Annotated in this window: 21 protein-coding genes; 9 read left to right on the plus strand and 12 right to left on the minus strand. The window is 71.8% G+C overall.

Annotation, left to right across the window (positions count from 1 at the left end; genetic code table 11):
• The first annotated feature begins 15 nt into the window (after positions 1 to 15).
• Genes IIE03_RS15610 through IIE03_RS15625 form a run of 4 tightly spaced genes read left to right on the plus strand, consistent with a single transcriptional unit; the run spans position 16 to position 5,755 of the window.
• A complete protein-coding gene (locus IIE03_RS15610) occupies positions 16 to 645 on the plus strand; it encodes a hypothetical protein (protein ID WP_192863680.1) in 630 nt (209 codons plus the stop codon).
• Complete coding sequence (locus tag IIE03_RS15615) at positions 642 to 3,137, plus strand: glycosyltransferase (protein WP_192863681.1); 2,496 nt, start codon at positions 642 to 644, stop codon at positions 3,135 to 3,137. Before IIE03_RS15610 ends, IIE03_RS15615 begins: the two co-directional genes overlap by 4 nt.
• Entirely contained in the window at positions 3,134 to 3,853 is a 720-nt protein-coding gene (locus tag IIE03_RS15620) for a DUF6270 domain-containing protein (protein WP_225997836.1), read from the plus strand. Before IIE03_RS15615 ends, IIE03_RS15620 begins: the two co-directional genes overlap by 4 nt.
• A 45-nt stretch (positions 3,854 to 3,898) precedes the next feature.
• The gene (locus IIE03_RS15625) at positions 3,899 to 5,755 is read left to right on the plus strand and encodes a hypothetical protein (RefSeq protein WP_192863683.1); all 1,857 of its coding nucleotides are present in this window, start codon (positions 3,899 to 3,901) and stop codon (positions 5,753 to 5,755) included.
• A gap of 51 nt (positions 5,756 to 5,806) precedes the next feature.
• Here IIE03_RS15625 and IIE03_RS15630 read toward each other — a convergent pair whose 3' ends face one another.
• From IIE03_RS15630 to IIE03_RS15655, 6 genes are read right to left on the minus strand one after another with little or no spacing between them, the layout of a single operon-like run.
• Positions 5,807 to 7,489, minus strand: coding sequence for a DUF6270 domain-containing protein (locus tag IIE03_RS15630; protein ID WP_192863684.1), 1,683 nt, complete (start codon positions 7,487 to 7,489; stop codon positions 5,807 to 5,809).
• Positions 7,486 to 8,679, minus strand: a complete 1,194-nt coding sequence (wecB, locus tag IIE03_RS15635) for a non-hydrolyzing UDP-N-acetylglucosamine 2-epimerase (protein WP_225997837.1) — start codon at positions 8,677 to 8,679, stop codon at positions 7,486 to 7,488. Before wecB ends, IIE03_RS15630 begins: the two co-directional genes overlap by 4 nt.
• Positions 8,676 to 9,794, minus strand: coding sequence for an ABC transporter ATP-binding protein (locus IIE03_RS15640; protein WP_192863685.1), 1,119 nt, complete (start codon positions 9,792 to 9,794; stop codon positions 8,676 to 8,678). Before IIE03_RS15640 ends, wecB begins: the two co-directional genes overlap by 4 nt.
• Positions 9,784 to 10,707, minus strand: a complete 924-nt coding sequence (locus tag IIE03_RS15645; RefSeq protein ID WP_192863686.1) for an ABC transporter permease — start codon at positions 10,705 to 10,707, stop codon at positions 9,784 to 9,786. Before IIE03_RS15645 ends, IIE03_RS15640 begins: the two co-directional genes overlap by 11 nt.
• A complete protein-coding gene (locus IIE03_RS15650; protein ID WP_192863687.1) occupies positions 10,704 to 12,512 on the minus strand; it encodes a glycosyltransferase family 4 protein in 1,809 nt (602 codons plus the stop codon). The genes IIE03_RS15645 and IIE03_RS15650 overlap by 4 nt, the downstream gene beginning before the upstream one ends.
• On the minus strand, positions 12,509 to 13,921 hold the full coding sequence (locus IIE03_RS15655; RefSeq protein ID WP_192863688.1) for a glycosyltransferase family 4 protein: 1,413 nt from the start codon (positions 13,919 to 13,921) through the stop codon (positions 12,509 to 12,511). The genes IIE03_RS15650 and IIE03_RS15655 overlap by 4 nt, the downstream gene beginning before the upstream one ends.
• Before the next feature lie 109 nt (positions 13,922 to 14,030).
• On the opposite strand from IIE03_RS15655, the gene IIE03_RS15660 reads away from it, so the two are divergent.
• Positions 14,031 to 15,092 carry an LCP family protein gene (locus tag IIE03_RS15660; RefSeq protein WP_192863689.1) on the plus strand — a complete coding sequence of 354 codons (1,062 nt, stop codon included), beginning with the start codon at positions 14,031 to 14,033 and terminating at the stop codon, positions 15,090 to 15,092.
• A 22-nt stretch (positions 15,093 to 15,114) separates the two neighbouring features.
• Here IIE03_RS15660 and IIE03_RS15665 read toward each other — a convergent pair whose 3' ends face one another.
• Both IIE03_RS15665 and IIE03_RS15670 read right to left on the minus strand, forming a co-directional pair.
• Positions 15,115 to 16,989, minus strand: a complete 1,875-nt coding sequence (locus IIE03_RS15665) for a phospho-sugar mutase (RefSeq protein ID WP_192863690.1) — start codon at positions 16,987 to 16,989, stop codon at positions 15,115 to 15,117.
• 4 nt (positions 16,990 to 16,993) lie between these two features.
• Positions 16,994 to 17,833, minus strand: coding sequence for a purine-nucleoside phosphorylase (locus tag IIE03_RS15670; protein ID WP_192863691.1), 840 nt, complete (start codon positions 17,831 to 17,833; stop codon positions 16,994 to 16,996).
• Positions 17,834 to 17,929: 96 nt separating this feature from the next.
• Here IIE03_RS15670 and IIE03_RS15675 point away from each other — a divergent pair, with 96 nt between their 5' ends.
• The 3 genes from IIE03_RS15675 (at position 17,930) to IIE03_RS15685 (ending at position 20,465) form a co-directional block, all read left to right on the plus strand.
• Complete coding sequence (locus IIE03_RS15675) at positions 17,930 to 18,454, plus strand: NUDIX domain-containing protein (RefSeq protein WP_318843014.1); 525 nt, start codon at positions 17,930 to 17,932, stop codon at positions 18,452 to 18,454.
• A gap of 74 nt (positions 18,455 to 18,528) precedes the next feature.
• Entirely contained in the window at positions 18,529 to 18,996 is a 468-nt protein-coding gene (locus tag IIE03_RS15680) for a hypothetical protein (protein ID WP_192863692.1), read from the plus strand.
• A 20-nt stretch (positions 18,997 to 19,016) separates the two neighbouring features.
• Positions 19,017 to 20,465, plus strand: coding sequence for an NAD(P)H-quinone dehydrogenase (locus IIE03_RS15685; protein WP_318843015.1), 1,449 nt, complete (start codon positions 19,017 to 19,019; stop codon positions 20,463 to 20,465).
• An 87-nt stretch (positions 20,466 to 20,552) separates the two neighbouring features.
• Here the strand turns inward: IIE03_RS15685 and IIE03_RS15690 are convergent, their stop codons facing one another.
• The 4 genes from IIE03_RS15690 to IIE03_RS15705 form a co-directional block, all read right to left on the minus strand.
• The gene (locus IIE03_RS15690) at positions 20,553 to 21,014 is read right to left on the minus strand and encodes a hypothetical protein (protein WP_192863693.1); all 462 of its coding nucleotides are present in this window, start codon (positions 21,012 to 21,014) and stop codon (positions 20,553 to 20,555) included.
• A 41-nt stretch (positions 21,015 to 21,055) separates the two neighbouring features.
• Positions 21,056 to 21,520, minus strand: a complete 465-nt coding sequence (locus IIE03_RS15695) for a hypothetical protein (protein WP_192863694.1) — start codon at positions 21,518 to 21,520, stop codon at positions 21,056 to 21,058.
• 103 nt (positions 21,521 to 21,623) lie between these two features.
• A complete protein-coding gene (locus IIE03_RS15700; RefSeq protein ID WP_192863695.1) occupies positions 21,624 to 23,435 on the minus strand; it encodes an acetyl/propionyl/methylcrotonyl-CoA carboxylase subunit alpha in 1,812 nt (603 codons plus the stop codon).
• Positions 23,436 to 23,681: 246 nt separating this feature from the next.
• Entirely contained in the window at positions 23,682 to 24,356 is a 675-nt protein-coding gene (locus IIE03_RS15705) for a Maf family protein (RefSeq protein WP_192863696.1), read from the minus strand.
• Between the two features lie 63 nt (positions 24,357 to 24,419).
• On the opposite strand from IIE03_RS15705, the gene IIE03_RS15710 reads away from it, so the two are divergent.
• Complete coding sequence (locus IIE03_RS15710) at positions 24,420 to 25,160, plus strand: crotonase/enoyl-CoA hydratase family protein (RefSeq protein ID WP_192863697.1); 741 nt, start codon at positions 24,420 to 24,422, stop codon at positions 25,158 to 25,160.
• Positions 25,161 to 25,198: the final 38 nt, after the last annotated feature.

Raw genomic sequence — 25,198 nt, forward strand, 5'->3', positions numbered from 1 at the left:
CCTCAAGGGAAAATCATGAAGCGTCTTCCACGCCTTCTCGTCGCGTCCTCGATCGTCGTCCTCGTCGCCTTCGCCACCCTGGTGGGGATCTCGTTCGGGACACGGAGCTTCCTCCCCGCAGCACTCGGTGTCCTGGGTCTCGGCATGTACGGCGCGATCGCGTCGATCCGTCTCGCACAGGCGAGGAGTCTTGCGCACAACCGCGAGGTGTTCGCCGCGCTACGCCGGCTGGAGCAGCGCGGGGCCGAGCTCCGCCGCCTGGGTCACGGCACGAGCGACACGACCGATGGCGTCGCCGCGACGCTGACCGGGATGGAAGGTCTCGTGAAGCGGATCAGGCGGGTACTGGACGAGACGAGCGACGCCGAATCGGAACGGTACGCCACGGTGCGGGAGCACCTGAACGCTCTCGGCCGCCGTCTCGACGACATCATCGAGGCCGAGGAACTGCGAGGCCCGGGGGCGCCCGCAGCCCCGACCGGCCTGGACGGCAGCGTCGAGGCCCAGGTGGCGAGGACCGCCGCCCAGTTCGACTGGCTGGCTCGGCGGCAGCGGTACACCGAGAGCGTCCTCGAGACGCTGCTCGAGCGAACCGGAAGCCGCGACGAGGATGCCGCGAACGTCGGCACGGTCGGTGTCAGGTGAGCTCTGCGCCAGATCTCGGCCGGATCGGCATCGATGCCGAGTACGGCGGACGGACCGCGACCCTGACGACCTACACTCTCCGCAACCGGACCCGGCAGGCCTGGGACACCCTCGCCCGGGCCGCCACACGTGGTCTCCACGACGCGGGCGGCCTCATCCATACGGTGAAGACGCTTCATGCTCTGGGCGACGACGGTGTCGTGAAGCGGTTCTTCGCGGGAGTCGAGATCGGGCCGTTCGTCGGGTTCTGCATGGTCGTCGCCAACCAGGCACGCGATGTCCAGGAGACGTTCGACGCGTCCGTCATGCTCGAGGCGTTGTTCACGGGGCATGGTATGAGCCGGGTCCGTCCGCTCGACAGGCTCGTCCTTCCGGAGCTGCTGGCTTCCCAGCGACGCCCGGAAGATCTGGAACGGTGGATGCGTCCTGTTCGTGCCGCCCGGCTCTCTCGCGTACAGCCGTTCCTGTTGCGTGCCAACGCCGTCAACCCGTTCACCGCGGCGGGTGACGAGGACGGCGTCGCGATCGCGGAGTGGCTCGCGCACGTCAATTCCGCGATGGCCGCCGATGGCCTCGAGGGAATCTCTGTCGCGCCGGGTCCGGGCGCGCCGTTCGACAGAATCGTCTGCGCGCCGGCGAGCCTCGTCGCCGGAGGGCCGCTGGTGTCGGTCATCATGCCGACCTTCGAGCCTGGCCCCCGGATCGAGACCGCCGTCGAGTCGCTGCTCGCGCAGTCGTACGAGAACTTCGAGCTTCTGATCATGGACGACGCGTCGTCGCCGGACGCGGCGGAGCGGATCGGAGGCTGGAGGGCGAGGGACGACCGGATCCGCGTGCATCACCTCCCGGAGAACCTCGGTTCGTACAAGGCCCGCAACGTGGCGGTGTCCACCCACGCCAGGGGCGCGTACATCACCGTTCACGACGACGACGACTGGTCGCACCCGCGCAAGCTCGAGATGCAGGTGGCGCATCTCGAACGGAACCCGGAGCTCCCGGCCAACACGTCGCTGTTGTCGCGTGCGACGGACGCGCTGATGTTCACGCGGATCAACGACAACCCGGTGTTCTCGCAGCGGAACTACTCGTCATTGATGGTCCGGCGTGAGGTCTTCGACGAGATCGGGTACTGGGATGTCGTCAATCGGGGCGCCGACGCCGAGATGATCGATCGTATCCAGCTCTGGTCCGGCCACAGGGTGCCGAGCGTGGGCACCGCACCGCTCTCGTTCCTGCGCGAGCGGGCGGCGTCGCTGACGTCGGGCGAGATCAGCCGCGGGTATCTCGATCCGCGCCGCCGCTGGTACGCGGATGCCTACCGGCGGTGGCACGCGGAGTGCGCGAGCCGGTCGGTCACGCCCTTCGTCGGTCCGGACGACCGGGACGACCGCCCGTTCGCCGTCGCGACGAACATGCTGGGATCGCGTGCCGCTCAGGGCCGCGTCGACGTGGACATCGTGTACGCCACCGACTTCCGGTTCGCCGGCGGCAACTCCACCCTTGCCTGCAACGAGATCGAGATCCTGTTGCGGCACGGCTACCGGGTCGGGCTCCTCCAGATCGAGTCGCCGATTCTCGGGACGAAGAACCTGTTGCACCCGCGGGCGCTCCAGCTCGCCGGACACCCGCGCGCCGTCGTCATCTCGCTTCTGGACGAGGTCCGGGCCGGCCTGACGATCGTCCGGCACCCCACGACCATGCAGTTCGCCGAGCCGGTCCGGTCCCGTGTCACGACGGACGCCGCTGTCGTGATCGTCAACCACGCGCCGTTCGAGCCCGACCGCACCGGCTCGACGTATGACATCCGTACGGTGCAGGGCACGGCCGAGGCCGTCTTCGGCGTTCGGCCCCGTGTGGCGCCCGAGTCCGGGCTGATCCGTACCCTGCTGACAGGCCTGGTCGCACCCGAGAACCTCGCGGCGTCGGACTGGAGCGGCGTCACGCAGGTCGAGGTCGGAGCTTCCCGGAAGAGCGATCCAGCCAGGGCCCCCGTGCTCGGCCGTCACTCGCGGGACCACGCGCACAAGTGGCCGGCGAGCGAGACGTTCGAGCTTGTCTACCCGACGGACGGGTCGTACGAGATCCGCGTGCTCGGTGGGGCCGACTGGGCGCGGAAGCGCCGGGGCGGTCCGCTCGGTGACAGCTGGACGGTGTATCCGTACGGCACGAAGCAGGTGCGCGATTTCCTGGACGAGATCGATATCTGGGCGTACTTCCACGGGGCGGAACTGTACGAGTCGTTCGGCATGGCGACGCTCGAGGCGATGGCGGCCGGGCTCGTCGTGATCCTGCCGCCCTACATGGAGTCCACGTTCGGGGACGGGGCGCTCTACACCGAGCCGGACGGCGCTCGGTCCCTCTACGAGCGCATCTGGTCCGACGAGGACGCGTATGCCGAGCAGAGCCGTCGTGCGGTCGACGCGGTGAGGCGTCGCTTCGGCGAGGAAGCGCTCCTCGCGCGGGTGAAGACCATGATGGGAGATCCCGCATGAGTGACAGCCCGGTCTTCAGCCTCGTCGGGTCGTGCGTGACGCGTGACGCCAGCGAGATCGGTACGGACCCGCTGCCCAGGCCCCGGCACTACTTTTCGCGTACCAAGATCCGGAGCATCGTTTCGGAGGCCACGCCTCTCGGAGCGGCGGACCTCAGGCTCGAGTCCGGGTTCCGGCGCCGAGTGGTCCGCGACGACCTCACCAAGCGGGTCGCGTCGGTGCTTCCCAGGGTCGACCATCCGATCGTCATCGACCTGATCGACGAGCGCTTTCCCCTGCTCAGATCACGTCACGGATTTGTCACCGGATCGCCTTACCTGAAGGATTCCGGCATCGACATGTCCGAGTTCGTGCGGGTCGACGACGGCGACGACCTCGATCCCGCTGGGCCGTTCGCCGCCGCGGCCAGGCGTCTCGCAGATCTGCTCCCGCCGGATCAGATCGTCGTCGTTCACCGCGCGATGTGGGCCACCCGTGACGCGGACGGCACACCGCTTGAGGAGCCCGCGTACGTGCGTCGGCCCAACGAGTGGCTCGCTCGGGCGTACGACCTGCTCGGATCCGCCCTGGGCGAGCGGTGTCGATTCGTCCAGCCCGCCGCCGAGACGTGCCGTGCGGACGCCGGGCACAAATGGGGGTTGGCGCCCTATCACTACGTCCCGGAATACTACGACGACCTGTCCGCGCAGGTCCGAGATGTACTGGGGCCGGCATGACCGATATCGCGTCCCGATGCCGCGACGACAATCTCGGAGGAGCCCGTGCTTGATTTTCTGATCGTCTGGGACCGTGACGGAGTCGCGGAGCTCAAGCAGTCCGAGGAACGCGTCCGCAAGGAGGTCGCGGCACTGCTGCCCGCACCCGGCAACTACTATCGCGCGTGGTACGCGAAGGACGGGGCGGTGGCCGTCCTGCTGTGGGGCCGCGACGCTCCGCCGATCAAGCCGGCCGATCGCGTGTTGCGGGGCGACGAGGGTCTGCGGTTCTTCGACGGCTGGCTCATCGACCTGGACACGGCCCGGCCCTTGCTGAACGTCTCGGACGTGAGCTTCGATCCGGGCGACTCCCTGGACGGCGAGTTCACGGCGTGCAGCGCCCGCCCGGACGGCGAGTTCCGCGTCTGGCGGAACAGCGCCGGATCGATGCCGCTCTACCACGCCTCCGAGGCCGGCAGGTTCGTCCTGGCGTCCCGCGCGTCGGTCGCTGCCTACGGCCGCCGGCTCTCGACGAGGTTCGACCTGAGTCCCGACTTCGCGCGTTCCGTCCTCAGCGCGTCCATCTCCCTGAACCGGCACTCGATGTTCGAGGGGGTGGACGTCCTCGAGCAGGGCGCGGTGGTGTACCGACCCGTCGGCGGGCGTCCCGTCGTGCACCGCCGTGACCACGACCTCTTCTTCGACGAGGGGTTGCGCCGGCAGTACCTGACGGATCGCACGGCGTTCTGGGACGACGCGTTCGACCGGCTCCGCGCGTTGACCGGGGTCTTCCGCTCGACGGACAGCTTCCCCCTGGAGGTTCCGCTGTCCGGTGGAAAGGACAGCCGGCTCGTTCTCGCGATGCTGCACGCTGCCGGTCACGCCGACCACATCGACGGCCTTCTGACCTGGGGCGTCGAGGGTAGCCCGGAGATCTCGAGCGCCGGCGACGTCGCCCGGGCCCTGGGCCTCGAGACGAAGCACCGGTTCCGCGTCACGCACGCCGCAACGGCGCCGAGCGCGCCCGCCTCCCGCACGCTGACCCCGCGGTACCCGAGGCACGTCTTCCTCACCGAGGGAGAGATGAGTCCCATGGATCTCACGGGCGGGACGCCCCGCCCGGGTATCTCGGTCAGCGGGCAGGAGGGCGGGCTCCGGAACATCGCGGGCAAGCGATCGTTCGCGACCTCCAAGGAGCTCCTGCACTGGTTCCGGGTCCACCTCGCGAACTGGGACGTGTGCAAGATCCTCACCGACGAGGCACGTGCGAGCTCCGAGGCCGAGTTCCTCGACTACTACGGCGCGCAGCTCGAGGTCGTCGACGACATCAACCAGATTCCGTCCAAGCACCGGATCGAGTTCCGCTTCAAGCGCTGGGTCGCCCGGACCTGGCACATCGCCAACTCGACGTCGTTCGCCCCCTACATCTTCCCGACGGATGCAGTGCTCCGGTACACGTACAACTCCGGTCCCCGGTCGCGCTCCCTGGAAGAGTTCCACTTCGAGATGCTCCGGCGGGCGGACAAGCGCCTGCTGGAGATTCCGTTCGCCGAGCAGACCTGGGATCCTGAGCTGCGGGACGTCACCGACGCCGAGGTGCCGCAGACGGAGCCCTACGTCTGGTCGGAAGGGACCAAGCCGCTGGCACGGCGCCCGATCGGGATGAAGCTCCAGGTGAGGCTCGATGAGGTCCGGACCGCGATCGAGAGCAGGACACCCGCCGTCCTCGACGGCGTCGTCGACATGGAGCGCCTGTGGTCGTTCGACGCGAACACGATGATGCCCGGGCACGTCCAGCCGCTGATGCACCTCGTGGGTCTGCTCGCGGCCGATTCGGTGAAGTCCTTCGCCGAGCTCGACGTCCTGGCGGAAGAGGTCGGTTCGTTCAGGGTTCCCGACTTCGACTCGCTACCCGAGGCCTGATGTCGATGCGCCCCGGGAACCCGCCGGCCCCGGGGCGCGATCGACGTGCGGCTACTTCGTGTTCGCGGCGACGAGCTTCTTGATGTCGCGCCAGGCATCGAGGCGCCTGCCGAGCAGGTGTTCCATGAAGGCGATGTCGTCCTCGTAGAGTTCGAGGAGGAACGCGATCTCCTGCGGCGACACCTGACCGGACTTCTTCATCGCCGCTGTCCACGGCTTGTGGTTCTCCCGCTTCTCGAGCGTCGCCTTCGACCAGAACTCGGCGGTCTCGTCGACCTCGAGAACGCGCAGGAGCTGAGCCACGGTCTTGCGGGGGTCGTCCACGATGTCGTCGTAGAGCACGACGTCGATGCGCTCGGGTCCCACGGCAGCCGCCCAGCTCTCGTAATGACGCCGGTAGTGTCCGAGATCGATGAGTCCCATCGAGGGCGGTGCCCGGAAGATCGTCCGGGACAGATCGAGCTGACCGTTCGACACGGCGGCCCAGTACCCGGAGACGGCGCGCGACACGGGGTCGCGAAGCGACAGCACGATCGGGGCGTTGGGATCGACCATCTGCGCGACGTTGGCCGCGGTCGCCGCGCGGCGTGGCGACCGCGGATCGCCGAGCCCCTCCCAGAAGTACATCGTCGACCGCTCGCCGCGGCGGTAGCTCGCGGACGCCTTCGCGAACTCCGCGAGGTAGGCTTCGACCTCCTTCGGGTCCTCGACGCGCTTCTGGTTGTTGAAGAAGTTGCTCGCCCTGCCCCCGGAGGTGACGAAGATGTCCGGGTGGTACGAGAGCTGTTTCTGGAGCCACGTCGTCGCGCTCCGCATGGTGCCCGCGAGCAGGAAGTTCGGCCCGCCTTGCAGCCGCTGGAGCTGCTTCGGGGCCGCTGTCGGCTCGCTGCCCGGCGCGCGGGGCTCGACGGCCTGAGCCCGGGTGGGTGTGCTGGTCGGCCGGGCTGTGGCGGCGTCCCCGCCGCGGTCGTCGGCGGCGCCCGGACCCCACACGACCCGTCCCGCGGCGCCCGTGAGGCTGCGTACCGCCTCCACGTACACGTTCTCCGAGTAGTGGAACGGTGCCTCCCCCCAGGGGTGCGTCGGACCGGACGAGACGTGTGACGGGTCGATCGAGACCAGGTGCGCCCCGAGGGCCTGCACGGCGGTCTCCACGTACGGGCGGAAGACCGGATTCGCCTGGGCCGCGGTCACTCCGAACGAGTCCGGGGTCCGTTGCCCCGACTCGCTCCACTCGGCCCACGGGATGTCGAGCAACGCCACCGTCACACCCGGCATCGTCTGCCGGATCGCGTCGCCGGCCGCCTGGATCGCCCCCGACCAGTACTCGTAGTGCTGCTGCGTCCCGAACGGAAGGTGCTGCGCGTTCTGGGCGACGGTCTGGTCCATCCCGGACTCGATGAGTTCCACGGAGCGCGTCACCACGGTCCCGTCGGGAAGCAGGTACACGCCCAGCCGCTCGTCGGTGAGATCCACCAGGAGCACGTCCGTGGTGGCGGCCTGCTCGGCCAGGGTGGGCCGCAGGTTCGAGCCGAAGTCCCCGGAGACCATCCGCTGCTGGAACCGCGACGCCAGCTGGGGTGCGGCGATCTGCTCCACGGGCCGGGTGGTCGCGCTCAGCGCGGACTGCCGCGCCACGTAGGCGACCAGCTCGTACTGGTTCGGATCCATGTGCTCGAACGTGTCCCGGGACACGCACGAGCCCCAGATGAAGACCCGCGTCTTGCTGTTCATGCCCAACTCTCTGCAGTAGCGACGGAACTCTCGGAGGCGGCGATCGCCGGCGGTGCGGCGAGGACCGGGGGAGCGAGCATGCGCGCGATCGCGTCGAGGACGCGGGGTGCGGAGCGCCCGTCCCCGTAGGGGTTGACCGCCTGCGCCATGGCGGCGTACAGCGTATCGTCCGTCAGGAGCGCACCGACCTCGGCCACCAGGCGCTCCGGTTCGGTGCCGATGATGCGCGCCGTACCGGCCTCGACGGCCTCGGGGCGCTCGGTGTTGTCGCGCATCACCAGCACGGGGATGCCGAGCGACGGCGCCTCCTCCTGGAGCCCGCCGGAGTCCGTGAGGACGAGCGACGACAGCGACAGCAGGTGCGTGAACTCGCCGTAGGCGAGGGGTTCCGTCACGGTGATGTTCGCGGCGCCGTCGAGGTGCGGCAGGACCGCCTCCCGGACCACCGGGTTGCGGTGCACGGGCAGCACGAACTCCACGTCGTCGAACCGCTCGGCCAGCCGGCGCAGCGCACGACCGACACCGGACATCGCCTCGCCCCAGTTCTCTCGCCGGTGCGTGGTCACGAGGACCACCCGGCGCCCGGACGCGGCGACGCGCGCGACGGCGGGATCGGTGAACTCGGCGCGGTGTTCCGCAGTGCTGAGCAGGGCGTCGATGACCGTGTTCCCGGTCACGACGATGTCGTGCAGCGGCACGCCTTCCCCCACGAGATTCGCCAGCGCCCGGAGGGTGGGCGCCAGGTGCAGGGCGGCCACCTGTGAGGTGAGCCGGCGGTTCGCCTCCTCCGGGAACGGCGACGCGATGTCGCCGCTGCGCAGCCCGGCCTCGAGATGCACCACGGGGATCTGCCGGTGGAACGCGGCCAGGGCCGCGGCCGTCGACGTGGACGTGTCGCCCTGGACGACGACGGCGTCGGGCCGCACCTCGTCGAGGACCGGGTCGAGGCGCTCCATCACCCGGGCGAAGACCCCGGACAGCGTTTGCCCGTGGCTCATGACGTCGAGATCGTGGTCGGGTGTGATCCCGAAGATCTCGTTGACCTGATCGAGCATCTCGCGGTGCTGACCGGTGACGACCGTGACGCCCTCGAACCTTTCGCTCGCCTCGAGGGCCGTGACGACCGGTGCCAGCTTGATGGCCTCCGGTCGTGTGCCGTAGATCGTCATGACGACGGGCTTGGTGCTCATTGCCCCTCCTCGTACCGGCCACGCCAGGCGGCCTTCTTGTTCTCGGCCTTCTGCAGTGCCTTGATGTCCTTGGTCGAAGGCCGTCCGTGTCGTACCGGCGTGCGGGAGTCGGGCTCGTCGTCGGCCGCGATCCTGACCTGCGTCTCCCGGCGTTCCGCGAAGGCGTCCTCGATGATCTTCCGGGCCTCGCCGAGCTTGTCCTTCGCGATCGCCCAGGCCCACTTGCGGTACCGCAGGGCCACGTCCTCGGCCTCGCCGTCCAGGACGAGCCGGCCCTTGTTGAGCCAGAGGGCGCGGGTGCAGGTCTCCTCGATCGTCTGGGCGGCGTGGCTGACGAGGAACACCGTGCCGGCGTTCTCCCGCAGCTCGTTCATCCGGGCCTCGCTGCGCTCCTTGAAGGCGGCGTCGCCGGTGGCGAGCGCCTCGTCGATGAGGAGGATGTGCGGGCGCGCCGCCGTGGCGATGGCGAAGCGCAGGCGGGCGGCCATGCCCGACGAGTAGGTCTTCATCGGCAGGTAGATCGACCTGCCGAGTCCGGCCAGTTCGATCACGTCGGGGATGGCCGCCTCCGTCTCGGCCCGGGACAGGCCCATCGCCAGGCAGCCCAGGCGCACGTTCTCCTCGCCCGGCAGGTCCGGGACCAGTGCGGCGTTCACGCCAATGAGCAAGGGCGTGGACTCTGCCAGGACCTGGCCCTTGGTGGGGCGCTCCAGCCCGGCGATGATGCGCAGCAGGGTGCTCTTGCCGGAGCCGTTCGTGCCCACGAGCCCGATCTGCTCGCCGGAGTGCGCCACGAAGGAGATGTCGCTCAGCGCCCGCACGGTGATCTTGGGCTCCTGGCCCAGGACGTTGAGGAGCGCGCGCTTGACCTTGGCACGGCGCCCGCGGCGGGCGTCGGTGGTCGGGGTGCGGTAGTTCATCCTCACGCCCTGTACCGCCACCGTGGGCCACAGCACCGGCGTCGCGCCGGTGCTCGCCGAGACCGCCGCGATCGCGCCGGTGTGCGCGGGAGCCTGCACGGACATCGGCGTCGAGCCGGTCAGCGGGGGCGGCTCGGTCACCGGCGTGAGCTGCCGCCCGGCCGGCATCGGGTAGGCGAGGTCGTCAACGGCCATAGCTCTCCTCCGCCCGCCAGAAGCTCACGAACCCGATCACCAGCATCCCGACCGCCCAGCCGCCGAGGATCAGCCACGACGTGAGGTCCGGGATCGTGGCGTAGAGCACGCAGTCCCGCACCATGTCCAGGACCTGGAACATGGGGTTGTACTGCATCACCGTGCCGTAGATCGGCGGCAGGCCGCGGTCCTCGAGCGTGTCGAAGCTGAAGAACACGCACGACGCGTACAGCCAGATCCGCGAGACCAGCGGCACGATGGTCGCGAGGTCCCGGATCGCCACGGTCCACCGCGCGAGGAACAGCGCCAGCCCCAGGGTGAACATCACCTGGAGCACCAGCACGACGGGTACCAGGGCGACCCGCCAGGTGAACGTCTCCTGCTCCGGGAGCAGGTAGATCAGCGCGGCCAGCGCGGCCAGCGCCCACAGGTAGCTCAGCAGCTCACGGAGCACGACGGCGATCGGCAGCGCGGCCCGCGGGAACGTGAAGGCCCGGATCATATTCGTGTTCGAGGTGACCGCCCGGGTGCCGCCGGTCGTGCACTTGGTGGTGAACTGGAACAGGAAGACGCCGATGACGAGGTAGCCGACGAAGTTCGTGACCCCCCGGCTCGCGCCCATGATCACGCCGAAGATCAGGTAGTAGGTCAGCCCGTTGATCACCGGCTCCAGGACGAGCCACAGCTTTCCCAGCACGCTCTCGCGCGAGTTCGAGCCGACGCGCGCCCGGGCGTCCCGCCACAGGAAGTTCCGTCGCGCCCACAGCAGCGCGATGTACTGCCCCAGCGGCGGCCGCGCCCCCACCCGTGTGAGGTTCGCGAGCGTGACGACCTTCGTGGTCTTCGGCGAGGCGTCGAACAGGGCCTGGTACGCCCCGGTGTCCAGCGGCGGTTCGGTCGCGGGCGTCGTCATGCGTTCCCTCCCAGCAGGCCCCGGTACATCGCGGCGTAGGTCTCGGCGTTCCGCCCCCAGGTCCTTCCCGAGGCGACGTCACGTCCTCTCGACACCAGTTCCGCCCGGTGCTCCGGGTTGGTGTGGAGCCTCGCGACGGCGCCCGCCCAGGCCGCCGCGTCCGCCGGGGGCACGAGCACGCCCGCGCCTCCGACCGCCTCGGCGAGCGCCGGAAGGTTGCTCGCCAGGACGGGCCGGCCCACGGCCATGGCCTCCACGGGCTTGAGCGGCGTGACCAGCCGCGTGACGGAGTGGTCGCGCCGGGGCACGAGCACCACGTCGAGTGCGGCGAGCCAGGTGAGGGCCGCGTCGCGCGGGACGCGGCCGGGCAGCGTCACGTGGGCGTCGAGCCCGAGCGAACGGACGAGTCGCTGCAGGCCGGGGCGCGCGACGCCGTCGCCCACGAGCGCGGCGCGCACGTCATGCCCGTCGGCGCGCAGCCGGGCCACCGCGTGGATCGTGGTCTCCAGTCCCTCGTAGTCCACGATCGAGCCGACCGAGCCGATGGTGAACGCCTCGGGAAGACCGAGCCGGGTCCGGGCGTCCGGAGGCTCCGGGTGGCGGGTGGCGAGGAGCTCCGCGGGCACGCCGTTCGGCGCCACGGTGATCTTCGCGCCGGGTACGCCGCGACCGATCAGGGTCTCCCGCATGGTGGCGCTCAGGGTGACGACGGCATGCGCCGCGCACGCGAGCTCCGTCTCCTTCGCCTGCATCAGGTCGTGCCGGCGCGAGGCCGCCGCCCGTGCGCGGGCCTCCGGCGTCGGGTGCGACGCCGCCCACGTCTCCTCGGGCAGGCCGCGCACCTCGTACACCCACGGCACGCCGAGGATCCCCGCGGCGCGACGCGCGACCTCGCCCGTGGCCGACGGCGTCGTCGTGTGCAGGACCTGTGCCCCCGCGGCGCGCGCGGTGTCCGCCAGGAGCCGCGCCTCGGCGTCGACCCGCGCGGCGGGATCCGTCGTGGTGCGCCGGGGGATCAGCCTGCGGTACGGCACGCCGTCGACGACGTCGGTCGAGCGGGCGCCGAGGGATCCGATGGTCAGCGGATATCCCGGGCGCGTCGTCGCCAGGGCCTCGATCCCCGCGGTGCGCTGGGCCGTCAGCACCGAGTGCGTGCGGAGCGTGTAGCCGCTCTGCGTGTGCGGCAGCGAGTTCGTCAGGTGGTGCAGGACGGCGATCGTCGAGGACCGCAGGCCTGGCGCGGGGCGGGCGCTCGCCGAGCCGGCCGCCGGTGCGGTCGCCACAGCGGGTGCGCCGAACGGCCGGGCCGCCGCCTGTGGTATCGGCCGGAGCGCCGGCTGCAGAGCGGCGACCTGGCTCCGGAGCCCGAGCGGCACGTCGTCCGCCCCGGTGGCCAGGGCCTTCTCGATGACGTCGACGTCGCCGCGCAGCCAGGCCGCGCGGTACGACGCCGGGCCGTCGACCGCGGCGTCGTCCAGGAGATCAGCGCGCCCGACGGCGATCGCCACCTCCGCGCCGACGCGACGGCCGCGCGGACCGTGCTCGCCCGAGAGGAGCTCGGCCGCCTCGCGGGCGGCGGACGCCTGATCCCCGGAGAGCAGCTGCGCGAGGGCGTGCGGCGCGGACGGCTCGGGCGCGATCCGCAGCGCACGCGTGAGCGGACCGCGCAGCCGTGCGGGCGCGCGGCGCACCGCCTGGACGGTGAGCCAGAGCGGGTCCTCGCGGAAGGTTCGGGCCGCGAAGGACAGCGCGTAGCGGGCGTTGCGGGCGAGTTCGGTCGCGCGCAACGTGGTGGAGCTGGTCAACGCCGCGACCCCCGGGTGGGACTCTTGGTCCGGAGCGCGTCGGCGACCGCGTCGCCGAGCAGATCGGCAGAGGCTTCGTCGGCGGAAGCGCGGGTCACGTCCCCGGACGCGGGAGCACCCGGTGGCGCGTCGCCGTCCACGAGGTGCCGCAGCAGTGTCTCGTACTTCTCCCCGAGGACGTCGTCGCTCGCGTTGGCCGCCACCCAGGCGGCGGCGTCGGGCGAGGGAGCGGGGACGACGCCGTCCGCGAGCCAGCCGCACCAGAGGGCGGCGAGCGCGTCGGCGTCGCCGGGCGGGACGACGCTCCCGGCGCCGGTCTCGGTGGTGATGAGCGCGGCCTCGCCGTCCAGGCACGCCGTGACGGGCAGGCCCGAGGCCATGACCTCGTACAGCTTCGACGGTACGGTCCAGCGGAACGGCTCCCAGTCGCGCAAGGACACGACGGCGGTGTCCGCCCAGGCGTAGAGGTCACGCATCCTCGTGGCGGGCACGGGCGGGCTCACCGAGACCGGGGCCCGGAGCCGGTCCGCGAGGTCCCCGAGCGTCTCCAGGTCGTTCCCGTGCCCGACGACGCGGACCTCGATCGGATATCCGCGCTCCTTCACCCGGGCGGCGGCACGCACGACGACGTCGAGGCCCTGCGACCGGCCGACGGTCCCGGCGTAGAGCACCCGGAGAGCACGCCCGTCGAGTCGCGCCGGCGCGGGGGAGCGGACGGCCTCGAACGCGGTGCCGTTGCGGACCACGGCGACCCTGGCGACGTCGCGGGCGCGCAGCACCTCGGCGAACGCGTCCGTGGTGGTGACCACGAGGTCTGCCCGTGCCTGGAGCCGGGTCACCACGCGGTGCACGGTCGCGGCGATCGCGGCGCGGACGCGGCGCCGCAGACCGGTCCGGCCGTTCGGGGCGGCGAGGATCCCGCTGGGGACGATGAGGTCGGGCCAGGCGTCGCGCATCTCGATGACCAGCGCCGCCCGGTAGCAGCGGGCGAGGACCCAGCCGGCGGCGACGCTCGGGATGCCGGGGACGGTGGCGATGATCACATCCGGCCGCCCACCCGAGCGGGCGGCGGGGCGCAGACCGTGCCACATCGACGAGAGCGCGGCGATCGCCTGGTCGGCGGCGCGGGACAGAAGCCGTAGGGTGTGCTCCCGAAAGCCCACGCGAATGATCTTTTCACCCCGTGGCCCATATACCACGGCACCGGGCCGGAATTCGGGTGAAGAATGGGTGATTTTGCCCGACGGATAGTGCGGCGGGGGTGCGAGGACGGTCACGCCGAATCCGGCGCGGACAAGGTGCGCGGATAGCGCTCCCCAGCGCCTTTGCGGCGCTCCCGTCTCGGGCCAGAAGTGGTGTGTGACCAGCAGGAACGCAGGACCATGGGCCGTCGCGGAGCGGCGTTCCATCGAGCGTTCCTCCTGGTTGTACGTCCATGTTTTTCACCCGATATCACGGTCTCGGGATGCGAACCGGTACTAAGAGTAGTACGCGCAAATGACAGTAAGATCACGCGGCATGGCAGCCACTACCTCCTCACGCCCCGATCAGCACCATGTCGGAGGCGGGATCCGGCACGCCCGCCGGAAGCGTCTCGGGCGCGGCACGGTCGCCTGGATCGTCGTCCTCGCGCTCGTCGTCGTCGGTGGCGGGGCCTACGGGGCGTACACCCTCTACAAGCAGTCGCTCGCCGACAACATCGAGGTGATCGGTGATCCGTTCGCCGGGCTCGACGAGGACTCCCGGCCCGAGCCCGCGCCGGGGGGTGCGGACACGCAGGCGGTCAACATCCTCGTGCTGGGGTGCGACAGCCGGGTGTCCGGCGGGGACCCGAGCCTGTGCGACGGGTCCCGCACGGACGCGATCCTGCTCGTCCACCTGGCGGCGGACCGCGAGTCGGCGACGGTGGTCTCGATCAACCGTGACTCCTGGGTCCCCATCCCGGGGCACGGAGACGCGAAGATCAACGCGGCGTACGCGTTCGGGGGAGCACCGCTGATGATCCAGACGGTCGAGCAGCTCACCGGGGTCCGGTTGGACCACTTCGCCGTCACCGACTTCTCCTCGTTCACGGAACTGACCGACGCGCTGGGCGGCGTGCAGCTCACCCTCGCCGACGGCAACGGCGGCTCTTACCACCAGGTGATGAACGGCGAGGAGGCGCTCGCCTACGTGCGCGAGCGCAAGTCCCTGTCCAACGGCGACTTCGGCCGCGTCCAGCGGCAGCAGGCCTGGATCCGCGCGATCGTCGCGAAGGCCAACAACAACCGGCGCGATCCCGTGAAGATGACCCGGTTCCTCGAGGCCGTGAGCAACGCCACCGCGGCCGATCCGAGCCTCGACCTGGCACGGATGGAGCAGTTGTTCGGCGAGGCGCGGGAGATCTCGACGAACGACATCACGTTCCTCACGTCCCCGCACATGCCGTGCTGCCAGACCAGCGCCGACGGGCAGTCCATCGTCACGGTCGACCGCGCGCGGCTCGACCCGCTCATGCAGGCGATCGCGAACGACACCGTGGACGAGTACGCGGCCGAGCATGAAGGCGAGCTCGACACCCTGCCTGCCGTCGTGGAGTGAGTCGTGGAGTGACGGGCCCGGCTCAGAGCCCGAGGGCCTTCGCCAGCTCCTTCTTCAGGCGCTCCAGCCGCTCCTGGGCCACGACGCGGGCGCGACCCAGGTCCTCGGCGGTCGCGTCCTCGCCGACTGGCCGTACGACCTCCAGGTAGCACTTCACCTTCGGCTCGGTCCCGCTGGGCCGGACGATCACGCGCGTGTCGTCATCGGCCGTCAGCACGACGCCGTCGGTGGGCGGCAGCCCGTCCACGCCCTCGGCGAGGTCGACGACCTTGACCACGGGCGCGCCGTCGAGCGTGGCCGGGGGAGCGGCCCGCAGGCGGGACATCGCCTCCGGGATGCGCGCCAGGTCGTCGAACCGCGCGGCGAGCTGCCCGGTGGCGTACAGGCCGCAGGCGCGGGCGATGTCGTCGAGGGCGTCCCGGAGGGTGCGCCCGGACTCCTTGAGACGTTCGGCGAGCAGGGCCACGCGCAGCGCCGCCGAGAGCCCGTCCTTGTCGCGGACGGCCTCGGGGTCCACGCAGTAGCCGAGCGCCTCCTCGTAGCCGAACACCAGGTCCGGGGTGCGGGAGATCCACTTGAACCCGGTCAGCGTCGTCGCGTGGCGCAGGCCGTGCAGCGCGGCGATCCGCTGCAGTACCCGGGACGACACGACCGAGCTGGCCAGCGTGCCCGACGTCGTGTGCTGCGCGATGTCCCAGCCGAGCAGCGCGCCCACCTGGTCCCCGGTGAGCATGTGCCAGCCGTGCGACGCCGCCGTCTCCGCGCCCTGGTAGGTGCCCCAGTCCGGGTCGTACACCGCCACGGCGCAGCGGTCGGCGTCGGGGTCGTTCGCGATGACGACGTCCGCGTGGACGTCCGACGCGATCGACAGGGCGAGGTCGAGCGCGCCTCGCTCCTCCGGGTTCGGGAACCTCACGGTCGGGAAGTCGGGGTTCGGGTCGAGCTGCTCCTCGACGGGCACGACGTCGGTGAATCCCGCGTCCGCGAGCACCCGCCCCAGCGTCCGGCCGCCGACCCCGTGCAGCGACGTGGTCACGATCCGCAGCGGGGGCGGGCCGGCGAACTCGTCCGGGATCGCGACGGCGGTCCGCGCCTGCGCCGTCGGCATCAGCCGCGGCGCGTGCACGTCGCGGAGGTGCAGGCCAGGATCGCGCAGCAGGGCGACGCGCCGCAGATATTCCTCGTGGATGTCCTCACCGAGGACCGTCCAGCCGCTCTCGGCGCGCGGCACGGCGGACGCCCCGCCGGACGCCGTGGCGACGCGGGCGATCTCGGCCGCGATCCGCGCGTCGTACGGCGGTACGATCTGCGCGCCCTGGCCGGAGTCCGTCACCACACGCCCGCCGAGATAGACCTTGTAGCCGTTGTCGGCGGCGGGGTTGTGGCTGGCGGTGACCATCACGCCGGCGTCGGCGTCCAGGTGGCGTACCGCGAAGGCGAGCACCGGCGTGGGCAGCGGAGCGGGCAGGAGGGAGACCTCGGCGCCCGCCGCGGTCAGCACCGCGGCCGTGTCCCGGGCGAAGACCTCCGACCGGTGCCGCGCGTCGTAGCCGACCACGACCCGGGGCGCGCCGGTGATCTCGGACGTGAGATACGCACCCAGCCCCGCCGCCGCCGTGATCACCACGGCCCGGTTCATGCGGTGCGGCCCGGCCGCCATCGCGCCGCGCAGGCCGGCGGTGCCGAACTCCAGGAGCCCGGAGAACCGGTCACGCAGCTCGGCGAGCGCCAGGTCGCGCAGGTGGGGAACCGAGGCCTTGGCGAGCAGGTTGCGCAGCTCGACGCGGTCGCCGTCGTCCACGTCGTCGGCGATCCAGGCCGCGGCGTAGCGCAGGACGGCGTCGCCGTCGTCGTCGGCGGTGGTGCTCGTGCGGTGTACCGGTACCGAGGTGCTCATGCCACTAGATCTTCGCGACGATGCGGGCGAGCAGGTCGCTGATCCGCGGGCCGGCCTGCCTGCCCGCCTCCAGCACCTCCTCGTGGGACAGCGGCTGCGGGCTGATCCCGGCCGCCAGGTTCGTGACCAGGGAGATGCCCAGCACCTCCATGCGGCAGTGCCGGGCGGCGACGGCCTCCAGCGCCGTCGACATGCCCACGAGGTCCGCGCCCAGCAGGTGTGCCATCTTCACCTCGGCGGGCGTCTCGTACTGCGGGCCGTGGAACTGGGCGTACACGCCCTCGGGGAGCTCCGGGTCGACCTCGCGGGCGAGGTCGCGCAGGCGCGGCGTGTAGATGTCGGTCATGTCGGCGAACTTCGCGCCCTCGAGCGGGGTCCGCGACGTCAGGTTCAGGTGGTCCTTGAGGAGCACGGGCTGCCCCGGCCGCCAGCCGATGTGCGTGCTGCCGCAGCCGTTGGTGAGGATCAGCGTCTCGGCGCCCGTCGCGGCCGCGGTGCGCACGCCGTGCACCACGCGGCGCACCCCCATGCCCTCGTACAGGTGGGTGCGCGATCCGAGGACCAGGGCGTGCCGCACCGAGCCGTCGGCACGCTCCACGCGGATCGAGCGCGTCGTGGAGCGGTGGCCGTCGACGGCCGGCTTGAGGAAGCCCGGGATCTCGGCGGTGGGCATCTCCGCGACCACGTCACCGATCAGCTCGGCGGCGCCGCCCCACCCCGACCCGAGCACGAGCGCGATGTCGTGACCGGCCACGCCGGACTTGGCCGCGATGTGCTCGGCAGCGGCCGCTGCCACGTCGAACGGGTCGGTGGTGGGATCGTCGAGGTCCGGGGCGGTGCTCATGATCCGAGATTAACCGGCGGTGACACGGGAGGCCACCGCCGCCCGGGCCCCCGCCACGAGTGTCCGTCCCCGGAGGCGTCTGCCAGACTGGCGATCGTGTCCGAATCGCTGAAGCCTCCGGTGGGGTTGCACCGCCATGACGGGGACGACTGGGTGGTGTGCGGGGATCACCGGCACTGGGGTCTGTACGGGGCCGCCGGGCTCCTGCTCGTGCGGCGCGGGGCCGACGGCGGCCCCGGTCACCTCGTGCTCCAGCACCGGGCGCCGTGGTCGCACATGGGCGGCACCTGGGGCATCCCCGGAGGGGCGCTAGCCCCCGGGGAGAGCGCCGGCGACGGAGCGCTCCGCGAGGCCGCGGAGGAGGCCGCTGTCGACCCCGCCGCGGTGGAGGTCGTCGGCACCCACGTCCTCGAGCATCCGGCCTGGACGTACACGACCGTGGTCGCCGAGGTCCGGTCCGGTGCCCGCGTCGTCCCGCGCGCCGCCGACGCCGAGAGCCTCGCCGTCCGCTGGGTCGCCCTGGGCGAGCTCGCCGGCCTCGACCTGCTGCCCCCGTTCGAGGCCGCGCTCCCCGAGCTCCTGCGGCTCCTGCCCGTGCGCGCCCCGGCGGTACGGGGATGATCCGGCGCCCGGCCTCGTCGGATCGTGTCTGCCCGTGCGCGCCCCGGCGAGATCGGGTCGGATAGGGTCACCGGGTGCACATCCGCATCACTCCCGCCGAGGTCCTCGGACTGGTCAAGGTCGCCGGCCAGCCCGTTCCGCCCGTGATCAGCTCCGTGAGCGGCGAGGGCGACGTCGTCCGCGTCGTGGCCGACCTGCGCCGCCTGGACACGCTGCCCGGCCCGCTCAAGCTCGCCGTCCGCATCGCCCCCATCGTGCGGGCCGACGTCCGCGTCGCCGCCTTCGCGTCCGGCGTCGCCACCCTGGAGGTCGAGGCGAACGCCGCCGGGCTTCCCGCGCACCGGCTGCTGTCCCTGGCCGCGGCGCCCATCGAGCAGGCTCTCGCCAAGCAGGACCTGCCGCCGGGCGTCGTCGACATCCAGCACGACGCGCGGATCGCCGTCGACGTCGAGCGCCTCCTGGAGGCCAAGCTGCCCGGGCTCACCGTGACGAACCTCCGCCTGGCGGACGGCGAGATCGTCCTGGACGGCTCGGTGGGCTGAGGACAGGGCAGAATGGCCCCGTGAGCTCCCCTGCCGTGACCACGTCCGATCCCGCCCACATCCCCACCCACGTCGTCGTCCTCGGGGGCGGCCCCGGCGGTTACGAGGCCGCGCTCGTCGCCCGGAGTCTGGGGGCCCGCGTGACCGTCGTCGAACGGCAGGGCCTGGGCGGTGCGGCGGTGCTGACCGACGTCGTCCCCTCCAAGACCCTCATCGCGACGGCGGAGTGGATGACGATCGCCGAGCGCGCCCCGGAGCTGGGTATCCGCCTGACCGACGACGCCGCGAAGCGCGACCTGTCCGTCGACCTCAAGGCCGTCAACAAGCGCGTGCTCGAGCTGGCACGTGCGCAGAGCGCCGACATCCGGGGCCGGCTGGAGCGCGAGGGCATCGAGATCGTGGGCGGTTCGGGGCGCCTGGAATCGACGTCGCGCGTCGTCGTCGAGTCGGCGGCGGACCCCGCCGACGAGGGGCGCGTCCTGGACGCCGACACGATCCTGGTGGCCACCGGCGCCACGCCGCGCACCCTTCCCACGGCGGTGCCCGACGGCGAGCGCATCCTCACCTGGACGCAGATGTACAACCTCACCGAGCTGCCGGAGAAGCTCGTCGTGGTGGGCTCCGGCGTCACGGGCGCGGAGTTCGCCGGTGCCTACAACGCGCTCGGGGCCGACGTCGTGCTGGTGTCCTCACGCGACCGCGTACTGCCGGGCGAGGATGAGGACGCGGCCGAGCTGCTGGAGGGCGTGTTCCGCTCGCGCGGCATGACGGTCCTGTCCCGCACGCGGGCGGAAGCCGCCGAACGCACCGACGACGGCGTCGCCGTGACGCTGTCGGACGGCCGCGTGGTGCACGGGTCGCACGTGCTCATCGCGGTGGGCGGCGTCCCGAACACCGTGGGTATGGGGCTGGAGGAGGCCGGGGTCACGCTGACCGGGCACGGCCACATCGAGGTCGACAAGGTCTCCCGTACGTCCGTGCGCGGCGTCTACGCCGCGGGCGACTGCACCGGCGTGCTCCCGCTGGCCTCCGTGGCCGCGATGCAGGGCCGGATCGCCATGCAGCACGCCCTGGGCGACGCCGTCGCGCCGCTGCGGCTGGGCACGGTCGCCTCCAACATCTTCACCGCGCCGGAGATCGCCACCGTCGGGTACAGCGAGGACGCGCTGAAGCAGCAGGGGTCGCGGTACATCACCACGACGCTCCCGCTGGCCCGCAACCCGCGGGCGAAGATGCTCGGTATCCGCGACGGCTTCGTGAAGTTGTTCGCCCACCCGGAGGCGGGGGTCGTGCTGGGCGGCGTGGTCGTCGCGCCGCGCGCGGGCGAGCACATCTTCCCGATCACGCTCGCCGTCCAGCATCGGCTCACGGTCGACGACGTCGCGGCGTCGTTCACGATCTACCCGTCCCTGAGCGGCACGACGGCGGAGGCGGCGCGCGTCCTCGACGCCCGCGTCCAGGAGCGCTGACGGAAACGCCGCCGGGGCGGTACGTCGTCGTGCGACGTACCGCCCCGGCAGGGGTTGGAACCCCAGAAGCGGAGCCCGAGGAGACCGTCAGGCCGGGGTGCCCTCGATGACGACCTTGCCGTCCGCCAGGCGGATGCCCGTGACCTCCTTGACGCGGTCCGCGAGGACCGTGGCGAGGTTGATCGAGAACGTGCCGGCGCCCAGCGAGACGACGTCGGTCGGCAGGCCCTTCTCCTTGAGCAGGCCCTTGACGACCGGCTGCGCCAGGCCGAGCAGCTTGCTGACCGGCAGGCCTGCGGCGTCGGCCTTCAGGTCGAACGTCGCGACGCCGTCGGTCACGTCCTTGACCTCGGCCGACGCGTTCAGTGTCGGGACCACCTTGGCTGCGGCCTTGACGGCGGCGGGAGCGTCGACGAGACGGCGGAGGTCGGCGTGCGCGGACGCGGTGCCGTCGTCGACCTTCACGTCGCTGATGAACGACGGCAGACCGGAACCGGGGCGGACAAGGGCGATGGCCTCTTCGGGCGTGAGAGTGAGTGCTTCAGTCACGGGCAAACACTAGCGGACCCGGCCGGGTGCTGAAGACCAGGTCAGGCGGGAGTTCCGGTGACCACGACCTTGCCGCCGGAGAACGTCAGCCCGGTGACCGAGGAGAACCGGTCCGCGAGCAGCGCCTGCATGTTCAGGGCGATGGTCGCGTCCTTGCGGACCTCGACCGTCCCCTCGGGCAGGCCCTTCTTGCGCGCCATCTTGGCCACGGTCCCGGACGCGAGCGGCAGCAGCTTCGTCGCGGGAAGGCCGGCCGCGTCCGCGTCGACCGCGAGCACTGCGACGTTGTCGGCCACCGAGACGATCCGCGCCGAACCGTGCATGGTGGGCACGGCCCGCGCGGCGAGCTTGACCGGCATCGGCGCGTGCACGAGGCGGCGCAGGTCCGCGGTCAGCGAGACGGTGTCGTTGTCGCAGGCGAGGTCCGTCACGAACGACGGCAGCGTCGGGCGCGGGCGGACCAGGGCGATCGCTTCTTCTGGGGTAAGGGTGAGAACGTGTGTCACGCGGTGACTTTATATGGTCGGATGATGAGCCATTTGCCAAATGGGTGAATTTTGAGAGGGCTTGGCCGGTTTAGTTATCAACCGGTGACCTGCGGCTCGTGGGTCAGTCGACGATCTCGCAGATCGCGGCGCCCGCCGTGACTCCCGCACCGGGCTCCGCGACCAGGGACGCCACCGTTCCGGAGCGGTGCGCCACCAGCGGCTGCTCCATCTTCATGGCCTCCAGCACGACCACGAGGTCGCCCTCGGCCACCTGATCGCCCTCGGCGACGGCCACCTTGACGATGGTGCCCTGCATCGGGGAGGCGAGCGTGTTGCCCGTCGCGGCGGACTTCGTCCCGCCGGAACGCCGGCCGGGTCGCCGCGCGGCGTTCGCCGACCGTGCCTTGCCCGCGGCCACGCCCAGGCCGACCGGGAGCACGACCTCCAGGCGGCGTCCGCCGACCTCCACCACGACGCGCTCGGCGAGCTCCTCCGGTCCGGCCTCCGGTGCGGGGGCCGCAGCGGGGGCGGGGCCGAGCCGCTTGACCGTGTCGGCGAACTCGGTCTCGATCCAGCGGGTGTGCACGGCGAACGTGCGGTCCGCCGGTTCGCCGCCCGACGCGAGCTCCGGCACGAACGCCGGCGCCTCCAGCACCGCGCGGTGGAACGGGACGACGGTGGGAATGCCCTCGATGCGCAGCTCGCGCAGGGCGCGACGCGCCCGCTCCACCGCCTGCGCGCGGGTCGCGCCGGTGACGATCAGCTTGGCGACCATCGAGTCGAAGTTGCCCGAGACGGCGTCACCCTCGACGACGCCGGTGTCGACGCGCACGCCCGGGCCGGACGGCCAGACGATCCTGTCCAGCCGTCCCGGTGCCGGCATGAAGCCCGCCGCCGGGTCCTCGCCGTTGATCCGGAACTCGAAGGAGTGCCCGCGCACCTCCGGTGCGCCGTAGCCGAGCTTCTCGCCCGCGGCGATGCGGAACTGCTCGCGGACCAGGTCGATGCCCGTGACCTCCTCGGTCACCGGGTGCTCCACCTGCAGGCGGGTGTTGACCTCGAGGAACGAGATCGTGCCGTCGGCGCCCACGAGGAACTCGCACGTTCCCGCACCGACGTAGCCCGCCTCGCGCAGGATCGCCTCCGACGCCTCGTAGAGCGCCGCGGTCTGCGCGGAGCTCAGGAACGGCGCGGGCGCCTCCTCGACGAGTTTCTGGTGCCGCCGCTGCAGCGAGCAGTCGCGTGTCGAGACCACGACCACGTTGCCGTGCGCGTCCGCGAGACACTGCGTCTCCACGTGCCGCGGCTTGTCCAGGTAGCGCTCCACGAAGCACTCGCCCCGGCCGAACGCCGCCGTGGCCTCGCGCACGGCGGAGTCGAACAGCTCCTCGATCTCGTCGTGCGTGCGGGCGACCTTCAGGCCGCGGCCACCGCCGCCGAACGCCGCCTTGATGGCGATCGGCAGGCCGTGCTCCTCCGCGAAGGCGCGCACCTCGGCGGCGTCCGCCACCGGATCGGGAGTCCCCGGAACGAGCGGAGCGCCCGCGCGTTGCGCGATGTGGCGCGCGCTCACCTTGTCGCCGAGGGACTCGATGGCCGACGGTGGCGGGCCGATCCAGACGAGCCCCGCGTCCATCACGGCCTGGGCGAACTCGGCGTTCTCCGACAGGAACCCGTAGCCGGGGTGGACGGCGTCGGCACCGGAGCGGCGAGCGACGTCGATCAGCTTCGCGATGTCGAGATAGGTCTCGGCGGCCGTCGCGCCCCCGAGCGAGAACGCTTCGTCGGCGAGGTGCACGTGCAACGCGTCCCGGTCCGGGTCCGCGTACACCGCCACGGACGCGATCCCCGCGTCGGCGCACGCACGGGCGACGCGGACGGCGATCTCACCGCGGTTGGCGATGAGCACCTTGGAGATGCTGGCGCTGGGCATACGAGAACTGGGCACGGCTCACGGTAACGCGAGCGAGCGTCGTCGGACGTGTGGAAGGTCCGCCAACGAGCCCGGAGCGCGTTTGGAGGAATCCACCATGCGTGACCGTATCGGAGGGCCCGGGCCGCCCGCTCGCCGGGCCTCGCTGTCGGATTCCGCAACGACCACCGTCGGCCCCTCGCGATGCGCACGGGCGGCCCTCGCGGTGCCCGCCGGCCGTGGACCTGCGGTGGGGTGCTCGGCGGCTCAGGCGGCGCGAAGCGTGTGCCAGGGGACGCCGATGTCGCGCAGGAGGGCGCGCAGCAGAGGCAGGCTGATGCCGACGACGCCGTGGTGGTCGCCCTCCACCCGGTCGACGTACGGCCCGCCCAGGCCGTCGATCGTGAACGCGCCCGCGACCTCCAGCGGCTCGCCGGTGGCCACGTACGCATCGATCTCGTCGTCGTCCAGCCGGCCGAACCAGACCGTGGTGGAACTCGCGGCGCCGATCGTGGCGCCGGTGCCCCCCTCGTCCTCGCTGCGCAGGTCGACCAGCCAGTGGCCCGAGTGCAGGACCCCCTTGCCGCCGCGCATCGCACGCCAGCGCTCCCGGGCCACGTCCGGACTCGCGGGTTTGCCCACCACCTCGCCGTCGATCTCCAGCATGGAGTCGCAGCCGACGACGAGGGTGCCAGCCGCGGCCGCCGCATCGGAACCGTCGTCGGAACCGGCGTCGCCGAGCCGGCGCGCGACGTCCTCCGCCTTCGCCTGGGCGAGCAGCAGCACGGCGTCGTCGGGCCCGAGACGCTCGGTGCGGCTCCGGGCCGCGGCGAGGACCGCGTCCTCGTCCACGCCGGAGACCCGCACGATCGGTTCCACCCCGGCCGAGCGGAGCGTGGCGAGCCGGGCGGGGGAACGGGAGGCGAGCACGAGTCGGAGCACGGGCGCCAGGATAGAGGCTCCACCGGCCCGTGCGCCCTCCCGCCCGGGACGTACGCTTCGGCCATGTCGCACATCGCCTGCACCGTGGACGACGACGCCGTCGCGCACGTCCGCCTTGATCGACCCGACAAGCTGAACGCGCTCACCCTCGACATGCTCGCCGACCTCGCGGCCACGGCACGGCGCCTGCGACGCGCTCCCGGCCTGCGCGCCGTGGTGCTCTCCGGCGAGGGGCGGTCGTTCGGCGCGGGACTCGACCTCGCGGCCGCGGCGCGGAACCCCGCCGGGGTCGCCCGGGCGTTCGTGCCGACGTGGCGCGGCACCAACCGCTTCCAGGAGGCGTGCCGGGCGTGGCGCCGCCTGCCCGTCCCGGTGATCGCGGCCGTGCACGGACACGTCCTCGGCGGCGCCCTGCAGCTGGCCCTGGGCGCCGACCTGCGGATCACCACGCCGGACGCCCGCTGGTGCGTCATGGAGGTCGCCCGCGGCCTCGTACCAGACATGTCAGGCATCCAGGCGCTCTCGGAGCTGACCGGGCTCGAGACGGCCACCCGCCTCACCCTCACCGCCGAGGAGTTCTCGGGGACGGATGCCGTCCGGTTCGGCCTGGCGGGCTCGGCGTCCCCGGACCCGTTGGCCGACGCCCGGGCGCTCGCGGAGACGATCGCCGGGCACCGGCCCGAGGCGGTCCGCGCCGCGAAACGCCTGCTGAACCGCACCTGGGGGCAGGGCCCGCGCCGCACGTTCGCCGCCGAACGCGCGGCCCAGCTCCGCCTGCTGTCGGGCGCGATGCCCGGCCGCTGATTCGCGGCCGCTGACCGGCTCCGCCGGACGCGCCGGTC

The organism is Myceligenerans pegani (assembly GCF_014892515.1).
GTDB lineage: Bacteria > Actinomycetota > Actinomycetes > Actinomycetales > Cellulomonadaceae > Myceligenerans > Myceligenerans pegani.